We start from the raw sequence: 21,123 nt of genomic DNA, 5'->3' as shown, positions 1-21,123 counted from the left end.
TTAGCGGATGGGGTTGTGGACGGTGACGAGCTTGGTGCCGTCGGGGAAGGTGGCCTCGAACTGCACGTCGTGGATCATTTCCGGCACGCCCTCCATGACGTCCTCGCGGCTGAGGAGGGTGGTGCCGTAGCTCATGAGATCGGCAACGGTCCTGCCGTCCCTGGCGCCCTCGATCAGTTCATAGCTGATGATGGCCACGGCCTCCGGGTAATTAAGTTTCAGGCCGCGGGACTGCCGGCGCCGGGCCAGGTCCGCGGCCACCACGATCATGAGCTTTTCCTGCTCACGCGGCATCAGATGCATGGATTTCCCTTCGACGGCCAACGGCGTGGGCTCCAGCGTAGACCCGGCACGTTTCCGCCAGGTTTCAGCAGCATCAGGCCGGTCTATCCGGAGCCTGCTTGCTGACCGGTGGGGCCTACTTGCTGAGCCCGGAAAGGATCTCCCCGCTGGACTGGACGGGCTGGCGGTAGGTAGCGGAAAGGATGCGGAGCATGTCGGCGGCGTCCTGGTCGGCTTCGGAGGCCATGGCGTCCCTGGCATACGTCACGCGGATGTTGTGCGCGAATGCATCGGCGGCGGTCTGGGCAATGCAGTTGTGGGTTGAGACGCCCGCGAGCACCACCTGGTCGGCTCCCCAGTTCCGCAGCCGGGCCAGCAGGTTGGTGCCCACGAAGGCGCTGTCGCGGGTCTTGTTCAGCTGGGGCAGGTCTTCGGTGATGAGCCCCGGCACGGACTGGGCCTGTTCACTGCCGCGGAAGATGAACCCCTGGTCGTCGTCGAGCATGCTGAGGGTCCAGGTGGATTTGTCCCGCTCGTGTTCGGTGCCCACCAGCAGCGCCTTGTGGCCGGCGGCCTTGAACCCTTCCAGCAGCCGGTTGCACTCGCTGACCACCCGTTCCCGCTGGGCTGCCAGTTCGGGGGTTTCGAAGAAAGCGTTCTGCATGTCGATGACCAGGAGGGCAATCATGGCGGCACCTTTCCGTCTCTTGAACCGGTGGCATAGGCGTACCCGCTTGCGGAGCAGGCGAAACCTGCCCGCCCGGAACCAGGGCGCCGGGACCAGAGCACCGGAACTACGGCGCGGACTCGCGGATCTTTAGTTCGAACCCGGCCTCCACGTGCACGCCCGCCCCGGATGTCTCGCGCCCGGCGATCCGGTCCAGCAGCAGGCCGATGGACCGTTCCGCGATCTCGTCCATGCCCGGCGAGACGGTGGTCAGGGACGGGGACGCGAACCGGGCTTCGTCGATGTCGTCAAAGCCTGCCACGGCCACGTCCTGGGGCACCTTAACCCCGCGGATCAGGAGTTCGTGCAATGCGCCGAGTGCCAGCACGTCGTTCAGCCCGAAGACGGCGTCGAACTCCACGCCGGATGCCAGGAGGCCGGCCACGGCGGCGGCGCCGGTGTCGCGGCGCCACTCCGCAGGCACCACCAGGGCAGGGTCGAACGCGATGCCGGCTGCCTCCAGCGCCTTCCGGTATCCGTTCAGGCGCAGGCCCCCGCTGCCGGAGGTCTCCCCGGCCTTCGCCCCGATCACGGCAATGCGGCGGCGGCCGCCGGCCAGCAGGTGCGCCGTGAGCGCCGCCGCGGCTTCCCCGTTCTTCATCGTGACCAGGTCGAAGCGGGGATCCATGATGTGCTCGCCGAGCATCACCAGGGGCTTGCTGCCGGCACGCGCGGCAATGGCCTCCGCGTCAACCATCAGCGGCGTGAACAGCAGGCCGTCGGTGAGCTGCCGGAACGTCCCCTGCAGGGCGCCCAGTTCAGCGGCCGCTTCCGCGTCGGACTGCTCCACCAGCACCCGGTAACCCCGGCGGGAAGCGGCCTTCATCAGCCTGGACGCCAGCTCGGCGTAGTACGGGGCGGAGAGGTCGGACAGGACCAGCCCTAGCATGGAAGTCTTGCCGGACCGGAGGCTGCGCGCCGTGAGGTTGGCTTCGTAGCCCAGCTCCGCAATGGCATCCTGCACCCGCTGCTTGGTGGCCGGACGGATGAACTCGTAGTCATTCAGGACGTTGGAAACGGTCTTGAGGGAAACGCCCGCCGCCCGTGCGACGTCGTTCATGGTGACTGCCATTAACGTTCTTTTCCTGCTTTCGCCGCTGCTTTGGCGGCCTGCTTGCTGGCGCGCACTTTTGCCAGGGATTCCGGGTCCACGATGTCTGCCACTGACAGGTAGCTGCCGTCCTCACCATAGTGTCCCGCGGCTTCACGCCATCCCGGCGCATTCAGGCCGCGCTGCTTGCCCAGGAGGGCCAGGAAGATTTTCGCCTTCTGCTCGCCGAATCCGGGCAGGGCCTTGAGGCGGCGCAGCACCTCGGCCCCGTCCGGTGACCCTTTGGTCCAGATGGCCGCGGCGTCCCCGTCCCACTCGCTCTGGACGGCCTCGGCCAACGCCTGCACCCGGGCGGCCATGGAACCGGGGAAGCGGTGTACGGCGGGCCGTTCCTTGAACATCTCCACAAACGCCTGGGGGTCCTGCGCTGCGATGGCCTCCGGCTTAAGCGACCCGATCCGGCTGCGGATCTTCTCGGGCCCGGCAAAGGCCGATTCCATCGTCACCTGCTGGTCCAGCAGCATGCCGGTCAGCAGGGCGAAGTCGTCCTCGCTCAACAACTTGTCCGCGGCGGGATCGCCCGTGATGTGCAGTTCCATGCCGTCCATCCTCCCACCTGCGGCCCGCCGTCGTCATAAGGGCGCCCCTGCCCTCCCGCCCCCGGGGGGTCAGCTGTCCACGGACAGCCGGATCATGGACCAGGACACGGCGGGGAGTTCGGCGGTGAGCCTCCCGCCGTCCACCTTCACGGTGCCGTTTTCCGATGGCAGGACGGAGGTGGAATCGTCGGCGCTGGCCTGCCAGTACGGGTCCTTGTTGGCGTAGGTCACCGCCTCCAGCAACCGGACATCGCCCAGCCCGGCCACGGCTGCGTCAAGCGTCAGTGCCTGGCCGGCGGACCGGTTGACGGCGAACACCACGGCTTCGCCCTTGTCCGCGTCATACGTGGCGACGGCGGACAGGGCGGCGACGTCAGTTGTGGTGCCGCCGCTGACCAGTGGGGATTCGACGGCGAGTTGCAGGACGGTGCCGGAGGCGTGCCGTGAGGTCAGGGCAAAGGGGTGGAAGGTGGTCTGCTTCCAGGCGCGGCCGCCCGGCTCGGTCATGATGGGGGCGATGACGTTCACCAGCTGCGCCAGGCTGGCGGAGTGGACGCGGTCCGTGTTGCGGAGCAGCGTGACCAGCAGGTCCCCCACGACGACGGCGTCCGCCACCGTGTAGGTGTCCTCCAGCAGGACGGGGGCCACGGGCCAGTCCTTGCCGGTGGGCACCTTGGACTCGTCGCGGCTCATGTGCCAGACGTTCCACTCGTCGAAGGAGATGTTCACCTGCTTGGAAGATTTCTTGACCGACTTCACATGGTCGATGTGGCTGACGAGGTCGCGGATGAAGGCCTCCATCTTGTGTCCCGCGGCGAGGTGTTCCTGCAGGTCGCCGAAGTCCTCGAAGTACTGGTGCGCCGAGATCAGGTCCACCAGCTCGTAGGTCTCCGTCAAAACCACGCGTTCCCACTCACCGAAAGTCGGCATGGTGGGCCCTGAACTGCCGCAGGCCACCAACTCCACGTCCGGCTGCATCATGCGCATGGCACGGGCAGTGTCGGCGGCCAGGCGGCCGTATTCCAGCGCGTTCTTGTGGCCGATCTGCCAGGGGCCATCCATTTCGTTGCCCAGGCACCACATCCTGATGCCATAGCCGTCCCGGGCACCGTTCGCCTGGCGCTGGCCGGCCAGCGCCGTGCCGGCGTCGATGTTGCAATACTCCAGGAGGTCCAGCGCCTCCTGGACCCCGCGGGTGCCCAGGTTCACCGCCATCATGGGTTCAACGCCGGCCTTGGCGGACCACGTGGCGAACTCGTCCACGCCCACCGTGTTGGGATCGGTGGAGTGCCAGGCCAGGTCCAGGCGCACTGGCCGCTGGTCAACCGGGCCCACCCCGTCCTCCCAGCGGTAGCCGGACACAAAGTTGCCGCCGGGGTAGCGGACGGTGGATACCCCCAGTTCGCGGGTGAGCGCGAGGACGTCCCTCCGGAACCCGTCGTCGTCGGCATCCGGGTGGTCCGGTTCAAAAATGCCGGTGTAGACGCACCGGCCAAGGTGCTCAACAAAGGCACCGAACGTACGACGGCGGACCGGCCCCACGGTGAACGACGGGTCGACGGTGATTTTTGCTGCGGCGGGTTCTGGCTGGGTCACGAAGGCATCCTCGGCTTGGTTTCTACAACGTTATAGAAACTATTGTTGGGGGGCCCGCCTCGGGAGTCAAGTGCTCCGTTGACCGGGCGGCAGCGCGGCCTCACCCCTGGGCCGCCAAGCGACCCGCTTCCCACCTGCGGCAACACGCCTGAGGGGTTTCCGCAGGGCGCGCCCAAGTACTCCCTAATCGGAAAAACAGGTACTGGTTACGCATCCACTGGGGGCTGGACGGCCATTAGGTTTTTCACAGAGACAAGACCTGTTCTGCTTTCCGGTACTTGGCTCACTAGGGGGTGTGAGACTGGCAATGCATGCACGACAGGTAAACCCAGGCTTCCCGGTTCATAGGACCCGGGTACTAAGCGGGGCCGGCGACGAGGAGTCCTTTGAGACCAAGGGCTCTCCCCCAGCCGTCGCCGGCCCTCTTTCCGCAGCGAACGCCCGCAGGACGCGCGTGCCCCATCCGGAGCCGCGCGGCCGTGAACGCGGTGCACCCCGAAACCCCGCCCTCGTGCTGGACCTGGTCAACGACGCCCAGACCCTCTCCGATTCCCTTAGGCTGCTGGTGGCCGCCTCGGCTGACCATGTGGCCGCCACCGCCGGGATTGACGTGGGCTGCGGCCTGGTGCTGCACCAGGCCAAGCGGACTCCTGCCATAACGGGCACCACCGGTGAAGTAGTGCGGATGCTGGACTGGGAACGGGAAATGGACGAGGGGCCGGTAACTGACGTCATGTCAGGCGGGCACCCCGTCGCGGTGCTCCAGCGGAACGGGGATTTCCGGTGGCAGCACTATTCGTCGCAGTTGCAGTTATCAGGGTTCGGCAGTGCCCTTGCCGTACGGCTCCGTCTGGAAGCGGACCCCGCGGAAGATGACCAAACGATCGGCAGCAGTGGCCCCGGCCGGACCGCCGCCGCACTTGCCTTCTTCGCGCACGACTCGAAGGCTTTCCCGCTGCAGGCCATCGCCGAGGCACGCACCTTTGCCGCCCTGGCAGCCAAGAGCCTGCAGATGGCCATCAACCTGCACTCCGCCCGCTCGCTGGCCACCGACCTCCGTTCGGCCCTGGACAGCCGCACCTCCATCAACGTTGCCTGCGGCGTGATCATGGCCCAGAACAGGTGCTCGTACCAGGAGGCCTTCTCCATCCTTGCCAAGGCTTCCAGCCACCGGAACATCAAGCTGCGCAAGGTGGCGGAGGAACTGCTGGAGCGGTTGCCGGAAGGTGCCCCGCACTCACACTTCGGCGGCTGACCGCGTCAGGATGACAGGGTGCCCCTGGCGATACTCACGCTGGAGTGCGCAGGATTGCCGTCCATCGGTTCGTCGGAAACATCCACCACCGGGTACTGGGAGAGGTCCAGGCCGCTGGGCACCTGGAACGTTCCGGATGTGGAGTTCATGACGCCCAGGCTGACCAGCCGGGAAAGGTCCGGCGCAATCAGCCACACCTCCTGGTAACCCTTGGCTTCATCCTTGTCCAGGCTGATTTCCAGGTTGCGGGAACCGTCGGGCGCCGTCACCACCTTGGCCGATCCTGCGGCGGAGTGCTGCGCCAGCGGCGCCAGCTGGGCAGAGGCCAGCTGCTGGGGCTGGGGCGGACGGGTCAAGGTCAACACCGCACCAACCACCACCAGGACGGCTGCGGCTGCAGCTGCCACCCACGTACCGGGGCGCTGCCACCAGGCACCTTTGGTCCGCCGGCGGATAGGGATAACGTTCGACGGCGGCGCGTCCACAGGTGCGGCCGCCGGACCCACGCTGTTTCCCTTGGCGGCGTCCGCCGCCAGCGGATCCTCCCGCACGGACCCCGAAAGGCCCAGTTCCCGGTGGATTCCAGCCCATACCTGTGGCCCGGGCACGGCCAGGCGGCTGGTGTCCGGTGCGGTCTTCACCGCGTCCACCGTGCGGCGCAGGGCGGCAAAATCGGCGGCGCACTCGGGGCAGGCAGCCAGGTGCTCCCGGGCACCCGGGTCCTCCCAGCCGTCGTAAAGTGCCAGGAGGCTCAACTGTTCCGGATCAAGATGCGGCATGGTCTACCTCCAATCTGCTTCGCAGGTGCGACAGGCTCCGGCGGATGTGGCTCTTGACCGTACCAAGGGGAAGGCCCAGTTTGCGTGAAATCTGCTCGTGGGTCAGGTCCTCGTAAAAGGCGAGCTTCATGATGGACCCCTGGGGCTCGCCCAGCCTCTCCAGTTCGCCGTCCAGGAGCAGCCTGTCCGCCAGCATTTCCGCCGCCTCTGTTCCCGTTCCGGCGTCTTCTCCCATACCGGCTCCGGCCGCGGCGAAGGCCTTGCGTGCTTCCCGGGCTGCCGCCGAATGGGCATCGGTGATGGCGTTCCGGGTGATTCCCACGATCCACGCCGGCAGCCTGGCCACTTGCGGGTTGAAGGTACTCCGCGAACGCCAGGCCCGGATGAAGACCTCCTGGGTCACGTCGTCCGCCGCTGCCCTGTCCGGCAGGGAACGCAGGGCAAGGGTGTGCACCAGGGGCGCGAACTCACGGTAGGCCGCTGCCAGGGCGTGCTCATCCCCGGCCAGGAAGGAGTCGGTCAGTGCGTCATCCCATCCGCGGAAAGCGTGCCCGGGAAGCGTCACAGGCAACTCCTTCCCGGCGTCGGCGCACGAGTTACATGGCTGGCCACCGGTGATGCAAAAACCAGGTTCATGCAGGAACTGCGGTGACAATGACATTGTCGCTGTAGTCCATCCGCTCGTCCAGCCATCGGCCGCCGCAGGTGACCAGCTTGAGTTCGTGCGGGCCGGACCGGCGGAACAGGGCGCCGCCGTCGAACTTGTCCTTTGCCATCAGTTCCACTCCCACCACCCGGTAGGCGAGCGGCCCGGCCCCATCCCTGCCCACGCGGATGAGGATTCCCGGCGAGAGGGACTTCAATGCCGAGAACGGTGCCCGGTCGGACGTGGTGTCGATATGGCCGGCGATGACGGCGGTTCCCTCGGCTGCTCCCGGGGCCGGACCGAATTTGTACCAGGCCGCCCGGTCGAAGGCGTCAGGGATTTCCATCGCTCCCCCGCCGGAAACTCCCCCGGGCACCACCGGCATGTCGATGGCAGTGCCCGCCACGGTCAGTGACGTTGGTGCCGGCACAACCGCCGCGGCGATTGGGGCCGCGGGCCGGACCGGGATGGCCCCGGTGGGAGGTACAGCGGAGCCGGCAGGGGCCGGCGCCCCCGGCGAGGGCGCCGGCTCGTGAGAGCCGGTTGCCGCGGCAACCGTGGAGGGGGCCGCCTGCCCGGCAGAACCGGTGGGACCCGCAGAACCAGTGTGACCGGGGGAACCAGTGGGACCGGCAGGACCGCAGCCGGACAAAACCAACGCGGCAGCCACCATCGCTGCGGCCGCGCCGCCTGCCGGATGGCGACGGCGGTACCCGGGTGCCGGCGTCGTGCCTGCCATCATGCCTGCCGCCTCCCTTCCATGTATGCCGGCCATTGGCGGGGCCGGTGCAGGGGCCCGTCCGTAGCCGGCCGGGCCCCTGCGGTGTGGTCCTTCAGCGGGCGTCTGGCCCGGTTACAGTTCCGCCCGCCGTGCGCGGACCGCGCGGGCTGCGCCCACCGCCCCCGCGAGGAGGGCCAGCGCTGCCAAGCCAAACCCGGCGGTGGCAACGGCAGGGCCCGCTCCACCGGCATCCGCGGACCCGTCAAGGGCACCTGGCACAGAGGCCGGTGCGGAATGCAGGCCCTCGATGGTCTGGACTGCAAGCTTCAGGTTCTGGTCGGCCAGGCTGCCCCAGGCGTAGACGATGGTGTGGGTACCTTCAGCCACCGCCACGTCGGCCGGGCCGACTACCGGGGTGGTGGTGCCTGCGGCAGCCACCGCGGCCGGGACGGTGCCGGGATCCAGGGTCAGGGTCTTTTCGTTCGGGTTGGCCAGGTTGGTGACAACGGCGGTGCCGCCTGCCAGGACATCGACGGCGGGGGCTGCGGCTGCGTGCCGGACCGTCAGTTTGCCCTTCCCGGCGGGAATTTGGGACACGTCGTTGGTGAACAGGCTGGCGGTGGGCTTGCCGTCGGCGCCGAGGTGGGCTGCGGCCGTGTAGTTTCCGTTGGCGGCAAGGGTGACGCTCACCGGACCAATGGCCGGCGCGGAGGCGTCGGCGGCATCGGCTGCCGTGATGGCGATTTCGTAGGTGCCGGCCGGAAGGGCCAGTGGCCCTGCAAGGGTTCCGGGGGCAAAGTCATCCAGGGTGCGGTCACCGTTGACCCAAACGTCCACGGTCAGTCCGGGAACGCCATGCAGCACGGACAGCTGGGCATCCCCGTCTGCTGCGTGGGCGGGACCGGCCAGAGCGATTGCGGCTGCAATGGCTGCTGCACCGGCACCTGCGGTGAAGATTTTGTTGCGCATGTCCATCTCCTTGAACGGCCCGGCTGACGGGCGTATTTTGCTGACACTCCTACTACCGGCGCAGCCCCGGATTTGGATGCAGAATCATGGAGATTTTTTTTGGCGCTTGTTGCCGTCCGCCTAGGCGCGCGCTGGAACGGCGGTGCTGGCACGCAGGACCAGCTCCGGCGGGACCACAGTGGAGCTCACCGCGGCACCCGACTCGATTTCCTTCAGCATGATGTCCATGCAGCGGCGTCCCAGCTCCTCGAAGTCCTGGCGGACGGTGGTCAGCGGCGGCGTGAAGTACCCCGCCTCCGGCTGGTCGTCGAAGCCCACCACGGAGACGTCGTCGGGCACCCTGACCCCCGCCTCGGTGAACGCGCGCAGCAGGCCCAGGGCCATCTGGTCGTTTCCAACGAAGATGGCCGTGGCCCTGAGCCCGGAGGCCAGCTTGCGGCCGATCGCGTAACCGCTGCCCGCGCTCCAGTCCCCCTCAACCACCAGGGAATCATCCAGGCCGGCATCCCGGAGGGCAGCACGCCACCCCTCCGCGCGCTCAGCGCCGTCCGTCCAGTCAGGCGGGCCGGCGATGTGCCCGATCTGCCGGTGCCCCTCACTGATGAGATGTTCGACGGCGAGCCTGGCGCCTGCACGCTGGTCCACCATCGCACCGCTGACGGAAGCGCTGCCGGCCGAGCCCACTGCCACCACGGGCACGGGAAGATTCATCTGCTCCAGCACTGCGAGGGTGTCCGAGTGCGGCACCAGCACGGCGATCCCGTCCACGGCCTGGTCCATGAAGTGGCCCACGGCGTTGGAGATGGCATCCCGGCTGATTTCCCGCAGGGCCGCGATACTGACAAAGTAACCGGCGTTGCGGGCGGCATGTTCAACCCCCAGCAGGGTGTTGGCCGGGCCGTACTGCGAAAGCTCGCTTGCCAGCACGCCAATGGTCTGCGAGCGCCGGGTGACCAGGCTCCGGGCCGCGGTGTTGCGCCGGTACCCCAGTTCGGCAATGGCGGCCTCCACCTTTTCCCGGGTCGCCTTGCTGACGTTGGGATGGTTGTTCACCACCCGGGAGACGGTCTGGTGGGAGACCCCCGCCACCTTGGCCACGTCTTCCAGGCGCGGCATCCGGCCCTTGCTGGTATTTGCCATGAGCCTATTGTGCCTGTTGCAGCCCCCGCGGCGGCGTCCCCGGGCGCCGGCACAGCGCGCCTGAATCCTTGCGCGGCAGCGGAGCGATGGGAAGGATGAAGCTGATCGACTTGCCAACGAAGGAGCCGTGAGAATGACCAAATACCTGATCTCGTTTCCCAGCGGCGCCATGGACATCCCGGATGGTGGCCTGCAGGCCGTAGCGGACGCCGCGCATGCCGTGGTCCAGGAGGCGAAGGACGCCGGCGTCTGGGTGTTCGGCGGCGGCATCGACGAGAGCGTTCCGCCCGTGATGGTCGACGGCGACGGTACGGTGAGCGAAGGCACCTACCCCCAGACGGCGCAGATCGAAGGCGGCTACACAGTGCTGGAACTGCCCGGCTACGAAGCCGCACTGCACTGGGCCGCGAAGATCGCCGCGGCCTGCCGCTGCGCACAGGAAGTGCGCGCCTTCCAGTACGATCCCGCCAGCTGACCCATCAAGCCCCGCCAAACCATGCCTGCGGCGACCCCTGCGGACCTGGAGTATCCGTTCACCGGCCCCTGGCTGGTGCAGAATTCTCCCGCCAACCGGATCCCCAGCCACGGGACACGGCTTTTCGCCACGAGCCACGCCATCGACTTCACCCCGCTGGACCGGAACGGGCGGTCTGCGCCGGTCACCCTGGCGTCGCTGTTCCGGCCCGAGCCGCCGGAGCAGTTCGTGGGGTTTGGCAGGGCTGTGACAGCCCCGGCCTCCGGTATTGTCCTCGCCGCCCATGACGGGGAGCCGGACCATGCCGCCTTCCGCGGCTTTCCATCCATACGTTACGCCGCTTCGCAGGCCAGGCGGGTGCGGGAGGGATGGCCGGGCCTTGCAGGCAACCACGTGATCATCGGGAGCGGCGCGGTGTTCATCGCCCTGTGTCATCTGCAGTGCGGGAGCGTCTGCGTCCGGCCCGGCAAGCCGGTTGAGTGCGGGGAGATGGTGGGCCGCTGCGGCAACTCCGGCAACAGCACGGAACCGCATCTGCATGTGCAGGCCATGGATTCCGCCGATCCGGCCCGGGCTTCCGGCGTTCCCCTCTCGTTCCCCGGCGGACTGCCGCGCAACGGGACCATCGTGCATGCCTGAGGCGGGGGTTACCAAGGGCCGGAGCAATGGATGGGACCGGTCAGGGCCCGGCGGTGTGGGATCCCTTGCCCGCACACGTGCTACACGAGCAGGATGGACGCATCGAACGGTTGGGAAAAGGCGGGGGTCATGCGCTTGGTTCAGGTCGCTCAACACGCCAGTGATCTGCAGCGGGCAGCGGAGTTTTACAGCGCCTTGCTTTCGGCAAGATACACGGCCGTGTTCGATCCGCCCGGGCTGCTGTTCTTCGACCTTGACGGCGTACGGCTGTTGCTGGAGCAGGGCGCGCCGAGTTCGCTTCTCTATCTTGGCGTTCCCGATGTGAAGCGCACTGTGGAGCAACTCAAGGGCCGGGGAGTGGAAATAGTGGCCGAACCGCGGGTGATCTTCAGCCACGACGACGGCCTGCTGGGGCCCGCCGGCACGGAGGAGTGGATGGCATTCATCCGGGACAGCGAGGGAAACACCCTGGGGCTGGTCAGCCAGATTCCCCCGGCATCGCCATCCCGGCCGTGAGGCACCCAAACGCTTGCAGGCCGGGCCCGCGGACGCCCGCGCAATAGTTGGCCACGGCCCTGAAACCACCGGCAGGCCAGAGGCTGGATGCCTCTGGCCTGCGTAAACGGTGGGCCCTGTGGGGCTCGAACCCACGACCCACGGATTAAAAGTCCGATGCTCTACCAACTGAGCTAAAGGCCCCTGCCGGCCAGCCAAACACGCTGTGTCTGCCCATCCGGCCCAATCCATTTCTGGACGTTAATACTCTAACCCATGGTTCCGGCGGCTTCGCACATGGCCCAGGCGCCGTCGTCGGACGCTTTCATCCCCCTTTTGACGCCTCTTCCCGCAGGTGAAGCCGGGCGCCGCAGACGCTCGATTTCCGCCGCGGCACAGGAGTAGCGTGGGGGCATGAGCGAGCAAGCAGGAACCAGTCCTTACGGCGGCAGCAACCGGCACCACAAGCCCAAGCCTTTCGCCCCGATGGATTTCGAGCCCTTCGCCGGCGGGGCCGATCCCGCCCGCGTCTCGGAGGCCGCCCACCTCGCCGCGCAGGCCCTGGTCCGCCACGGCCGGGACAGCGATGATCCGGTGGTCACCGAACGCCTCGTGAAGCTTGCCGACGAACAGGGCCTGGAGGCCATCGCCGAGATGTGGGCCGAGAGCCCGGCCCGCTCCCTTCCCGGCGCCCTGTGGCGGCTTTACGCGCTGCGCGCTGCTACGGTCCAGGATCCGGAACGCATCTCCGTGTATTTCCGCGCGGGCCGGGACACCGCGCAGGTCTCCAACGTGGTGGCCGGCGCGGCTGAACCACCCGGCGCGGAGGAAATGCGCACCATGGCCGACGCAATCCTTTCCGGCGCGTTCGACGGCGATTTCGACGTCGCGCTGGAACGGTCCGCCGCCTTCTGCCGGGTGGTGGCGCTGGGCCAGGCCACCCTTGCCGACGGCGCCGAACACGCCAACGAGGCACACGCCAGCAAGCTGACCCGCAACTCCCACCAGTTGGTCAAGACCGCCGAGGACCTGGAGCACGCCGCCAACGCGTGGCGCCTGGGCGAACTGGACTGAGTGGCCGCCGGGACCCGGTAACCGGCCGTACAGGGCTGGTTGCTCGAGCCTGCCCGGCACCCTCTGGCCCTTATTTTCGGGACGAACAAGGGCGCCGCTGTCAAGATTGACTTGGGCCGGGTGAAGTAGAAGACTGAAACCGGTGCCGAGCCGCGAAACCCCCGGGCTTCAACAATTAGCCGCCTAGAGCGGCCTACCGCCGAGAGGCGTATCCGGTTCGGCACCATTTTTCTGCCCTCTTCAGGGTGGACAATTCAGAGGTGCTCTTTCGGGCCGGTAGAGTAGGCGACAGTTGCGCGCCGGAGTCAAGTCACACGGCAGCGACCCCCGCCTTGATAAGTCCCCGGAGACCGGTAAACACGTGAAGCTGCGCCTTTTCCCCCAGGAGCCCTCAGGGCTGAACCTGCTCTCGCAGATGGCACAACAGATCGTGCTGGCCACCGCCACCCTGGCCGAAATCCTTGGCGTACCCGCGGACGAGCACGGCAACCTCGTGGAGGACATGCACAACCTCGAGGCCAAGTCCGCCGAACTGCATTTCGCCCTGCTGACCCACATGCGCACCAGCTTCGTGAACCCGCTCCCCCGCGAGGACATGTACGCCCTCTCCCGGTACCTCAACGAGGCCATGGAGAAAATGGATGCCGCCGCGGAACTGGTGGCGCTGTACAAGCTGGACCGCCTGCCCAAGCGCGCCGCGGACCAGCTGGAGATCATCAGCCGGCAGGCCGAGCTGACGGTCGACGCCATGTGCAGGCTCAACAACCTGGATGACCTTGAGGACTACTGGATCGAGATCCTGCGCCTGGCCAAGCGTGCCGAGCGGACCCACCGGGTTTGGGTGGCGGACATGATCGCGGACATGAAATGGGCGCAGTACTCGCGCAACCGGGACATCGCCAACCAGCTGGTGGAGGTCACCAAGGACATGCGGCGGGTGGCCACCCAGGTAGGCAGCATCATCGTCAAGGAATCCTGAGGTGGCGGCAGTCATCTTCGCGGCGGTGGTCCTGCTGGCGGCGGCGTTTGCCTTCCTCAACGGCTTCCGCGATGCGTCCACCTCAGTGGCCCTTGCCGTCCGGAACCGGGCCCTCACCCCCAGCGTGGGCGTGCTCCTTGCCGCGTTCTTCAACTTTGTCGGCGCCCTGGTGAGCGCCCTGCTTGCCGTCGCCGCCAGCCAGACCTGGATCCATCTTCCCGCCGGGGCCGACGGGCTCACCATCCTGGTGGCCGGCCTGGCCAGCGCCTGCGCCTGGGGGCTGCTGATGTGGCGGCGGGGCATCCCCGCGTCCTCCACCCACGCCCTTGTGGGTGGTCTTGCCGGCGCAGGCCTTGCCAGCCTTGCCATCGGCGGCCCGGGGGTTGCCGGGGTGGACCAGTCGCTGCTGTTCCAAGTGGTGCTGCCCCTGGTGCTGTCCCCGCTTGTGGCCTACAGCGGTTCCTTCCTGCTGGTGTATCCGGCCACGTGGGTGGCCCGGTACACGCAGCCCAATGTGGTGAACCAGCGCTTTCGCAGGGGCCAGGCCGTTGCCGCCGGCGCGGTGGCCTTTGGCCACGGCCTGCAGGACGGCCAGCGCGTCAGCGCGGTACTGCTGCTGGCCCTCCTGGCGGCAGGCTATTCCGACGGCGGCATCCCCATGTGGGTGGCAGGACTCTCCGCGGTAATGATGACCGCCGGGACGCTCTTCGGAGGTTGGCGGATCTCGCACACCATCGGCTACAAGCTCACCAGGATCGACCCCCTGCGCGGATCGGTGGCCCAGACCTTCAGCGCACTGATGCTCTTTGTGGGCGCCATCGGGCTCCACTGGCCGCTCTCCACCACCCATACCGTCACCGCCGGGGCCCTGGGCGCCGGGGAGAACCAGAATTTTTCGGTAACGAACCGGAAGCTGGTGATCAGGATCCTGTGGCTCTGGGCCCTGACGCCCCTGGCCACCTGCGCCCTGGCCTTCGTGCTGGCCCTGGCCCTGTCCCCCGTTTCTGCCTAGCCCACCCCTGTCGAATCCACCCCCGGTGGGCCCTGGCAGCGGAGGGTGGAGCTCCCCTGTACAGGGGCACCCCCGTGACGTAGATTCGAAAAAAGCGCCCCGGGCCAAAGGTGCGGGGACCGGCGTCCGGGCCGCGTGCAGGGCCGCGGACGGGCAACCGCTGCAGCAACACGGCGGCTTGGATGCACAAAGCGGAAAAGAGCAGGCGTCATGTCTTCCCCGTATTTCCGGCGCCCCCTGCCACAGCCACGGCAACTTCAGTGCGAGGCCTGCGGAACCGGGCACCAGCTGACCATTCATGCCATCACGTCCATCGGCGCCGCCGGCGGGGACCTTGTCACGGTTTCCTACACCTGCAACGACTGCAACCTGTTCCAGGAACACAGTGCCTTCGCTGCCGACGTGGCGGCCGCCCTGAACCAGGTCCGCTGGATGGCGAAAGTGATCCTCTTCGGGGACGAGTACATCCACTGCGGCTGCCCCATGGAGGAAGCGGAACACGAGGTTGAGCGGCTCTGCTATCGCAGCAGCAACACGGGCAGTGGCCTCAACGCGGTGTCCCTGCCCACCCGGGTCCTGCGCTGCCATTGCGGATTCCAGCTGGAAGTTCCGGAATAAGCCCGCCCGGGCCCGGGCGGGCGCCGGTCAGAGCTGGATGGCGGCCGGGCCATCGGTTTCGGCCATCAGGACGGCCGCGAGCTCCTCGGCGGTCAGGTTCGCCGCGGTGCAGAGTTCGTGGTGTGCCACTCCGGCCGCGGAGGCGTTGCGGACCGCCTGGTGCAGGGACTGCAGGGCGTTGTCCAGTTCCCACTGCATGCTTTCGAGGTGGGAGCTGGTGCGCCACACCTCCGACAGGACATCGCCCTCTTCCTCAAGGCCGGCCGCAGCCAGCCCGAGGTGTGGTTGAAGCTCAGGGGCCAGGGGGCCGGCGGCAAGGGGTCCTGCCAGGCCGGCGGCTGCGGCAAAGCCCTCCACGGGCAGCACGGCATCCCGGGCCGGTGCGCCCGGCCCGGGGACGGACACCGTAAGCTGTGGGCCCAGGGCGTTGCTGGCCGTCTGCGTCATGGCGAAACTCCTTTAGCTGACTTACTACTAGATTCAAAAGTATCTAGATGAGCGTACTAAACCGGCCAGTAGATCGCCAACGCTGGAGTGCCCTATCCGAAGCGGCCGGACACGTAGTCCTCAGTAGCCTTCTGGACGGGGTTGCTGAAGATCGTGTGGGTGTCGCCGTATTCGATCAGCTTGCCCGGCTTGCCGGTGCCCGCGATGTTGAAGAACGCCGTCCGGTCGGAAACCCGCGCGGCCTGCTGCATGTTGTGGGTAACGATCACCACCGTGTACTGGTCCTTGAGCTCATTGATGAGGTCCTCAATGGCCAGCGTGGAAATGGGGTCCAGGGCGGAGCACGGCTCGTCCATGAGGATCACCTGCGGCTCCACGGCGATGGCGCGGGCAATGCAGAGCCGCTGCTGCTGGCCGCCCGAAAGGCCGGAACCGGGCTTCTCCAGCCGGTCCTTGACCTCGTTCCAGAGGTTGGCGCCCTTGAGCGAGCGCTCCACCAGGACGTCGGCCTCACCCTTGGAGATCTTCTTGTTGTTCAGCTTGACGCCGGCCAGCACATTGTCGCGGATGGACATGGTGGGGAACGGGTTGGGGCGCTGGAAGACCATGCCGATCTGGGAACGCACGGTGACGGGGTCCACGCCGGGGCCGTAGAGGTTGTCGCCGTCCAGCAGGACCTCACCCTCGACGCGCGCGCCGGGGATGACCTCGTGCATGCGGTTCAGGGTGCGGAGGAAGGTGGACTTTCCGCAGCCGGAGGGGCCAATGAACGCGGTGACGGACTTGGCCTCGATGTTGATGCTGACGTCCTCCACGGCAAGGAAATCGCCGTAGTACACGTTCAGGTCCTTGACGTCGATGCGCTTAGACATGGAGTTCCTTCACTTACTGGGTATGGATTGAAGTCTAGGATCCGCCGCGGTATGGCGGAAGGGAGGGCCTGGTTACCGGCCGGCTTTGGGGGCGAAGATCCTGGCGATCAGGCGGGCCACCAGGTTCAGGACCATCACCAGGATGATCAGCACCAGCGCCGCGCCCCAGGCCCGCTGCGAGGACGGGTCCGGGTTGGAGGGCGAGGTGGGGTTGAGGATCTGGGTGTAGATGAACGTGGGCAGCGAAGCCATCCAGCCGCCAAAGACGTTCGAGTTGATGCTGGTGGCAAAACCGGCGGTGACCAGGATGGGCGCCGTCTCGCCGATGACCCGGGCAATCGCCAGGGTGACGCCGGACGCGATGCCTGAAATCGCCGTCGGAATAACCACCTTGAGGATGGTGCGCCACTTGCGCACGCCCAGGGCGTAGGCGGCCTCGCGGAGTTCGTTGGGGACGATCTTGAGCATTTCCTCGCTGGAGCGGACCACCACGGGGATCATCAGCACCGACAGCGCGACGGCGGCCACCGCACCGGTCTTGGTGCCCGGGCCCACCACCACGAAGAAGAACGCGGCAGCGAACAGGCCCGCCACGATGGAGGGGATGCCGGTCATGACGTCCACGAAGAACGTGATGGCCCTGGCCAGGCGGCCGTCGTGGCCGTACTCCACCAGGTAGATGGCGGTGAGCAGCCCTACCGGAACGGAAATCACGGTGGCAAGCAAGGTGATCTGCACCGTGCCCAGGAGGGCGTGGTAGATGCCGCCCATCACCGGGCCGCCGCTTTCCACGGCCTTGTTGTCATAGGCGCCCGTGACGCCGTTCATGGAGGTGGTGAGGAACCCGGGGTCCATAAGACCCGGGATGCCGTTCACCAGCACCGTCCAGATCACCGAAACCAGGGGCAGGAGGGCCACCAGGAACGAGCCCACCACCAGGCAGGTGGCCAGCTTGTCCTTGGCCTTGCGGGACCCTTCCACCACTGCGCTCCAGGACACCAGGCCGATGGCGAACAGGATCGCGGAGACCAGTCCCCAGCCGAACGCATTGAAGCCGACCAGGGCCAGGATGGCGGCGCCAACAATCAGGGCCGCAGCCAGGACGGCGTAGGGGGCATACTTGGGCAGCTGGCCCTTGGTGAGCGCCGACCGCTTGCTGCGGACGGGGGTAAGCGTGGAGGTCATTTAGTTGGCTCCCGAGAATTCTTTGTGCCGGGTGATGACCCAGCGGGCGATCATGTTCACGGCCAGGGTGATGACGAACAGGACCAGGCCGGCGGCGATCAGCGTGCTGACCCTGATGCCGCTGGCTTCCGGGAAGTTCAGGGCGATCTCGGCAGCGATGGTTTGGTTGCCGGACTGGATCAGGCTGGCCGTCAAAGCGCCGGAGGACAGGACCAGGGCAACGGCCATTGTTTCGCCCAGCGCGCGGCCCAGGCCCAGCATGACGGCGCTGATGATGCCCGGCCTGCCGAAGGGCAGCACTGCCATCTTGATCATTTCCCAGCGGGTAGCGCCCAGGGCCAACGCGGCTTCTTCATGCAGCTTGGGGGTCTGCAGGAAAATCTCGCGCGACAGCGAGGTGATGATCGGCAGGACCATGACCGCCAGGACGATGCCTGCGGTGAGGATTGTCTTGCCGGTCGTGGAGGCCGGACCCTGGAAGATGGGAAGCCAGCCCATGTTGGCCGCCAGCCAGACGTACGCCGGAGAAATTTCCTTTGCCAGGAACGCTGCACCCCATGCACCGTAGACCACGGATGGAATGGCGGCGAGCAGGTCAACCACATAGCCCAGTCCGGAGGCAAGGCGGCGCGGTGCGAAGTGTGAGATGAACAGCGCCACGCCAATGGCGATGGGGGTGGCGATGACCAGTGCGATGACGGCCGCGATGAGAGTGCCGATCACGATGGGCCAGATGTAGGCGAAAAAGCCCTGGCCGCCCTGGATCTTGTCGGCGGGCGCGGTCAGGGCGGGAACTGCCTGGACAACCAGGAACAGTGCGACGCCGAAGAGGACGGCAAGGATCAGGCACCCGGCTGCCAGCGTGGCGCCGGAAAAGACTTTATCCCCGGCGCGTCCGGCGCCTTGGGTACTTGTCAGGGGGGTGGCGGTCATTCGACGGCCCTTCGAGTCGTTGCTGGATTGGGAATGCAGGGTGCAAAGCCAAGTTCCCCGCACTGCCTTCCGGCAGGCGGGGAACCCGGTTCGCAGCGATGGCTAGGACTTGGCCTTGATCGAGTCGATCGCCTTGACAGCCTTGGCTGCGAGGTCCGAGGACAGCGGAGCGGACTTGGCCGAGTCTGCTGCGGCCTTCTGGCCTTCAGCGGAAACTACGTAGTGCTCGAAGGCCTTGACCAGGTCCACGGTCTCCTGCTTGTCGTACGTGGTGCACAGGACGTGGAAGGACACCAGGACGATCGGGTAGGCGCCTTCGATGGTGGTCTTGCGGTCCAGCTTGATGGACAGGTCGTTGGCGGCGCGGCCTTCAACCGGCTTGCCGGCGTCCACTGCCTTGGCGGCAGCATCGGCGGAGATCTTGGTGAAGGACTCGCCCACCTTGATCTGGGCCACGCCCAGCTTGCCGCTCACGGCGGAGTCGTCGGCGTAGGTCACGGCACCGGGGGTGTCCGTCACGGTCTTGACCACGCCGGAGGTTCCCTTGGCGTTCTCACCCTGCAGGCTGGCAGGCCAGACACCGGCGGCCTTGTCGGTCCAGACGTCGGAGGCAGCGGCGGCCAGGTAGTCGGTGAAGTTCTGGGTGGTGCCCGAGTCGTCGGAGCGGTTCACCGGGGTGACCTTGAGGTCGGGCAGGGAGACGCCGGCGTTCAGGGCGGCGATGGCGGGGTCGTTCCACTTGGTGATCTGGCCGCGGAAGATCTTGGCCACGGTGGTGGCGTCAAGCTTCAGGTCCGTGACGCCGGGAACGTTGAAGGCCACAGCGATCGGGGAGATGTAGACCGGGACGTTGATGGCGCCGTCGGGGCCGCAGACGGACTTGGAGGAGGCGTATTCGTCATCCTTCAGGTACGCGTCGGAGCCGGCGAACTGGGCCGAGCCGTCCAGGATGGCTTTGCGGCCTGCTCCGGAGCCGTCCGGGGAGTACTGCACGGTGGCGCCGGAGTTGGCGGAGGCAAAGTTGGTCTTCCAGGCGTCCATGGCGGCGCCCTGGGCGGAGGAGCCGATGCCGGTCAGCGTGCCGGTGACCTTGGTGCCGCCGGCGGACTGGCTGCCGGCAGGAGCGGTGCCCGTGGCATTGTCTGAACCGCAGGCGCTGAGCGCGAGTGCGCCGGCTGCGATGACAGCGATAGCCGCGTGGCGGCCGAAGCGGAGTGCCTTCACTTAGATGTACCCCTTCCAGGGTTATTCAGGTGCGGGACAGGGCCGGAGAACCCTGCTGCGCGATGCGTACGGTGTGTACCTTTCAGTAAGTTATGGGCTGCAGGTAACGGGATGGGCTGTCCAAAGTGAACGGAGGATTAACGACGGCGGGATATTGGCTGACAAATGCCGGGTCACCATTGCGCGGATCACAGGTCCGGCCGTAGTGGCCTGCCCGGGTGCTCCACCGCCACTGAATAGACTTGAACCCATGGCAATCGAAGCAGGACTCTCGGCAACCCAACGGTTCCTGCGCAGCCGCGTCCGGACCGGCCTGATCCGGAGCCGCAACTCGTTCGTCCCTGCCATCCAGATGACCGTCTGCGCGGTGGGCGCCTACGCCTTCGCGGAATACGTCCTGGGCCACTCCGGCCCGCTGTTTGCCGCCACCTCCTCGCTGATCGCGCTCGGGTTTTCGCGGGAACCGCGGCTGCGGCGCGTGATGGAAGTGGGCCTGGGCTGCACCATCGGGATCGCCGTTGGCGACCTGCTCCTGCACTGGCTGGGCGGGGAAATCTGGGTGGCCGCCGTCGTTCTTCTCTTCTCCATCCTGCTGGCGCGGTTCCTTGACAGCGGGAACATCTTCACCACCCAACTGGCCCTGCAGTCGCTGCTGGTGGTGCTGCTTCCGGCGCCGTCGGGCGGACCGTTCACCCGGAGCATCGATGCGGTGGTGGGCGGCCTGTGCGCCCTGCTGGTGACCATCCTCATGCCCAAGGACCCACGGCGGGAACCACGCCGCGACGTCCAGAAACTGCTGCACGAACTGGCGGAAGTGCTGCGGGAATGCGCCTCCGCGCTGGCCAACAGCGACTCTACCCAAGCGTGGCATGCGCTGATCCGCGGCAGGAACTGCCAGCCCCTGGTCGATGCCATGCGGCAGTCGCTGCGGGCCTCCGGGGAAGTTGCCACGCTGGCGCCCGCCTACCGCCGGCACCGGGATGAACTGGACCGGCTCAAGCAGTCGCTGGACTTCATCGACCTGGCCCTGCGCAACAGCCGAGTCTTTGCGCGGCGGCTCACCAGCGCCATCAACCACGCCGCCCTCTCGGACGAGGCCACGGACAGCATCGCGGAGGTGCTGCAGGAGACCGCTGCCGCGATTGATGAGCTTTCGCTGGGCCTTGCGGAATCGCACGACGGCGTCCGCCGCGCCCATCTGCGTACGGCCCGGCGCGACCTGAGCGAAATCGCCCTTCGCCTGCACCCCAAACTCCTGGAGGTGCAGCGGCTGGAGGGCGAAACGGTGGTGATGCTGTTCCGGCCACTGATGGTGGATCTGCTGGAGGCCACGGGCATGGACGCGGACGAGGCCAGGGACGTGCTGCCCGCACTGTAGGCGGGATGGGCCGGGCCCAGCGCGGGG

The 21,123-nt window shown here is 67.1% G+C and carries 24 protein-coding genes and 1 tRNA gene; 9 read left to right on the top strand and 16 right to left on the bottom strand.

Annotated features, from left to right (window positions below; genetic code table 11):
* From LDO14_RS01590 to LDO14_RS01570, 5 genes are all read right to left on the bottom strand, one after another.
* The gene (locus LDO14_RS01590; RefSeq protein WP_223993428.1) at positions 1–303 is read right to left on the bottom strand and encodes an urease subunit gamma; all 303 of its coding nucleotides are present in this window, start codon (positions 301–303) and stop codon (positions 1–3) included.
* A gap of 115 nt (positions 304–418) precedes the next feature.
* Positions 419–970 (bottom strand): isochorismatase family cysteine hydrolase, encoded by a 552-nt coding sequence (locus tag LDO14_RS01585; RefSeq protein ID WP_018770909.1) that lies wholly within the window; start codon positions 968–970, stop codon positions 419–421.
* A 106-nt stretch (positions 971–1,076) separates the two neighbouring features.
* Positions 1,077–2,081 carry a LacI family DNA-binding transcriptional regulator gene (locus LDO14_RS01580; protein WP_223993427.1) on the bottom strand — a complete coding sequence of 335 codons (1,005 nt, stop codon included), beginning with the start codon at positions 2,079–2,081 and terminating at the stop codon, positions 1,077–1,079.
* Positions 2,081–2,668 (bottom strand): HhH-GPD-type base excision DNA repair protein, encoded by a 588-nt coding sequence (locus LDO14_RS01575; RefSeq protein ID WP_018770911.1) that lies wholly within the window; start codon positions 2,666–2,668, stop codon positions 2,081–2,083. Before LDO14_RS01575 ends, LDO14_RS01580 begins: the two co-directional genes overlap by 1 nt.
* 60 nt (positions 2,669–2,728) lie before the next feature.
* On the bottom strand, positions 2,729–4,255 hold the full coding sequence (locus tag LDO14_RS01570; RefSeq protein WP_018770912.1) for an alpha-N-arabinofuranosidase: 1,527 nt from the start codon (positions 4,253–4,255) through the stop codon (positions 2,729–2,731).
* Positions 4,256–4,709: 454 nt separating this feature from the next.
* Here LDO14_RS01570 and LDO14_RS01565 point away from each other — a divergent pair, with 454 nt between their 5' ends.
* Positions 4,710–5,510, top strand: coding sequence for an ANTAR domain-containing protein (locus LDO14_RS01565; RefSeq protein ID WP_018770913.1), 801 nt, complete (start codon positions 4,710–4,712; stop codon positions 5,508–5,510).
* A gap of 5 nt (positions 5,511–5,515) precedes the next feature.
* On the opposite strand, the gene LDO14_RS01560 is transcribed toward LDO14_RS01565, so the two are convergent.
* The 5 genes from LDO14_RS01560 to LDO14_RS01540 form a co-directional block, all read right to left on the bottom strand.
* The gene (locus LDO14_RS01560) at positions 5,516–6,289 is read right to left on the bottom strand and encodes an anti-sigma factor (RefSeq protein ID WP_134165280.1); all 774 of its coding nucleotides are present in this window, start codon (positions 6,287–6,289) and stop codon (positions 5,516–5,518) included.
* The gene (locus LDO14_RS01555) at positions 6,276–6,854 is read right to left on the bottom strand and encodes a sigma-70 family RNA polymerase sigma factor (protein WP_018770915.1); all 579 of its coding nucleotides are present in this window, start codon (positions 6,852–6,854) and stop codon (positions 6,276–6,278) included. The genes LDO14_RS01560 and LDO14_RS01555 overlap by 14 nt, the downstream gene beginning before the upstream one ends.
* Before the next feature lie 67 nt (positions 6,855–6,921).
* Complete coding sequence (locus LDO14_RS01550; protein ID WP_134165281.1) at positions 6,922–7,677, bottom strand: class F sortase; 756 nt, start codon at positions 7,675–7,677, stop codon at positions 6,922–6,924.
* A gap of 111 nt (positions 7,678–7,788) precedes the next feature.
* A complete protein-coding gene (locus LDO14_RS01545; RefSeq protein WP_223993426.1) occupies positions 7,789–8,625 on the bottom strand; it encodes a DUF4397 domain-containing protein in 837 nt (278 codons plus the stop codon).
* A 120-nt stretch (positions 8,626–8,745) separates the two neighbouring features.
* The gene (locus tag LDO14_RS01540; RefSeq protein WP_223993425.1) at positions 8,746–9,765 is read right to left on the bottom strand and encodes a LacI family DNA-binding transcriptional regulator; all 1,020 of its coding nucleotides are present in this window, start codon (positions 9,763–9,765) and stop codon (positions 8,746–8,748) included.
* 133 nt (positions 9,766–9,898) lie between these two features.
* Here LDO14_RS01540 and LDO14_RS01535 point away from each other — a divergent pair, with 133 nt between their 5' ends.
* From LDO14_RS01535 to LDO14_RS01525, 3 genes are all read left to right on the top strand, one after another.
* Complete coding sequence (locus tag LDO14_RS01535; RefSeq protein WP_056388341.1) at positions 9,899–10,240, top strand: YciI family protein; 342 nt, start codon at positions 9,899–9,901, stop codon at positions 10,238–10,240.
* Between the two features lie 21 nt (positions 10,241–10,261).
* The gene (locus LDO14_RS01530; protein WP_223993424.1) at positions 10,262–10,879 is read left to right on the top strand and encodes a M23 family metallopeptidase; all 618 of its coding nucleotides are present in this window, start codon (positions 10,262–10,264) and stop codon (positions 10,877–10,879) included.
* 129 nt (positions 10,880–11,008) lie between these two features.
* Positions 11,009–11,395: a VOC family protein gene (locus LDO14_RS01525; protein WP_018770921.1), complete on the top strand. Its 387-nt coding sequence runs from the start codon at positions 11,009–11,011 to the stop codon at positions 11,393–11,395.
* Positions 11,396–11,505: 110 nt separating this feature from the next.
* Here the strand turns inward: LDO14_RS01525 and LDO14_RS01520 are convergent.
* A tRNA-Lys gene (locus LDO14_RS01520) sits at positions 11,506–11,578 on the bottom strand.
* A gap of 210 nt (positions 11,579–11,788) precedes the next feature.
* Here LDO14_RS01520 and LDO14_RS01515 point away from each other — a divergent pair.
* From LDO14_RS01515 to LDO14_RS01500, 4 genes are all read left to right on the top strand, one after another.
* Entirely contained in the window at positions 11,789–12,448 is a 660-nt protein-coding gene (locus LDO14_RS01515; RefSeq protein WP_018770922.1) for a hypothetical protein, read from the top strand.
* Between the two features lie 361 nt (positions 12,449–12,809).
* Positions 12,810–13,427 carry a nuclease PIN gene (locus LDO14_RS01510; protein ID WP_223993423.1) on the top strand — a complete coding sequence of 206 codons (618 nt, stop codon included), beginning with the start codon at positions 12,810–12,812 and terminating at the stop codon, positions 13,425–13,427.
* Between the two features lies 1 nt (position 13,428).
* Positions 13,429–14,439, top strand: coding sequence for an inorganic phosphate transporter (locus LDO14_RS01505; protein ID WP_142069482.1), 1,011 nt, complete (start codon positions 13,429–13,431; stop codon positions 14,437–14,439).
* A 210-nt stretch (positions 14,440–14,649) separates the two neighbouring features.
* The gene (locus LDO14_RS01500) at positions 14,650–15,057 is read left to right on the top strand and encodes a hypothetical protein (RefSeq protein WP_056388345.1); all 408 of its coding nucleotides are present in this window, start codon (positions 14,650–14,652) and stop codon (positions 15,055–15,057) included.
* 27 nt (positions 15,058–15,084) lie between these two features.
* Here the strand turns inward: LDO14_RS01500 and LDO14_RS01495 are convergent, their stop codons facing one another.
* The 5 genes from LDO14_RS01495 to pstS form a co-directional block, all read right to left on the bottom strand.
* Positions 15,085–15,504 (bottom strand): hypothetical protein, encoded by a 420-nt coding sequence (locus LDO14_RS01495; RefSeq protein ID WP_018770926.1) that lies wholly within the window; start codon positions 15,502–15,504, stop codon positions 15,085–15,087.
* Positions 15,505–15,596: 92 nt separating this feature from the next.
* Entirely contained in the window at positions 15,597–16,376 is a 780-nt protein-coding gene (pstB, locus tag LDO14_RS01490; protein WP_018770927.1) for a phosphate ABC transporter ATP-binding protein PstB, read from the bottom strand.
* A gap of 72 nt (positions 16,377–16,448) precedes the next feature.
* Positions 16,449–17,561, bottom strand: coding sequence for a phosphate ABC transporter permease PstA (gene pstA, locus LDO14_RS01485; protein WP_056388348.1), 1,113 nt, complete (start codon positions 17,559–17,561; stop codon positions 16,449–16,451).
* Positions 17,562–18,494, bottom strand: coding sequence for a phosphate ABC transporter permease subunit PstC (pstC, locus tag LDO14_RS01480; RefSeq protein ID WP_018770929.1), 933 nt, complete (start codon positions 18,492–18,494; stop codon positions 17,562–17,564).
* A 102-nt stretch (positions 18,495–18,596) separates the two neighbouring features.
* Positions 18,597–19,718, bottom strand: a complete 1,122-nt coding sequence (gene pstS / locus LDO14_RS01475; RefSeq protein ID WP_018770930.1) for a phosphate ABC transporter substrate-binding protein PstS — start codon at positions 19,716–19,718, stop codon at positions 18,597–18,599.
* A 250-nt stretch (positions 19,719–19,968) separates the two neighbouring features.
* On the opposite strand from pstS, the gene LDO14_RS01470 reads away from it, so the two are divergent.
* Positions 19,969–21,096, top strand: coding sequence for an FUSC family protein (locus tag LDO14_RS01470; protein ID WP_018770931.1), 1,128 nt, complete (start codon positions 19,969–19,971; stop codon positions 21,094–21,096).
* The last annotated feature ends 27 nt before the right edge of the window (positions 21,097–21,123 follow it).

The sequence above is a fragment of the Arthrobacter sp. NicSoilB11 genome, from assembly GCF_019977375.1.
Classification (GTDB): Bacteria; Actinomycetota; Actinomycetes; order Actinomycetales; family Micrococcaceae; genus Arthrobacter.
The sequence above is the reverse complement of the archived record's forward strand: the minus strand, read 5'-3'. Positions and strand labels throughout refer to the sequence as shown.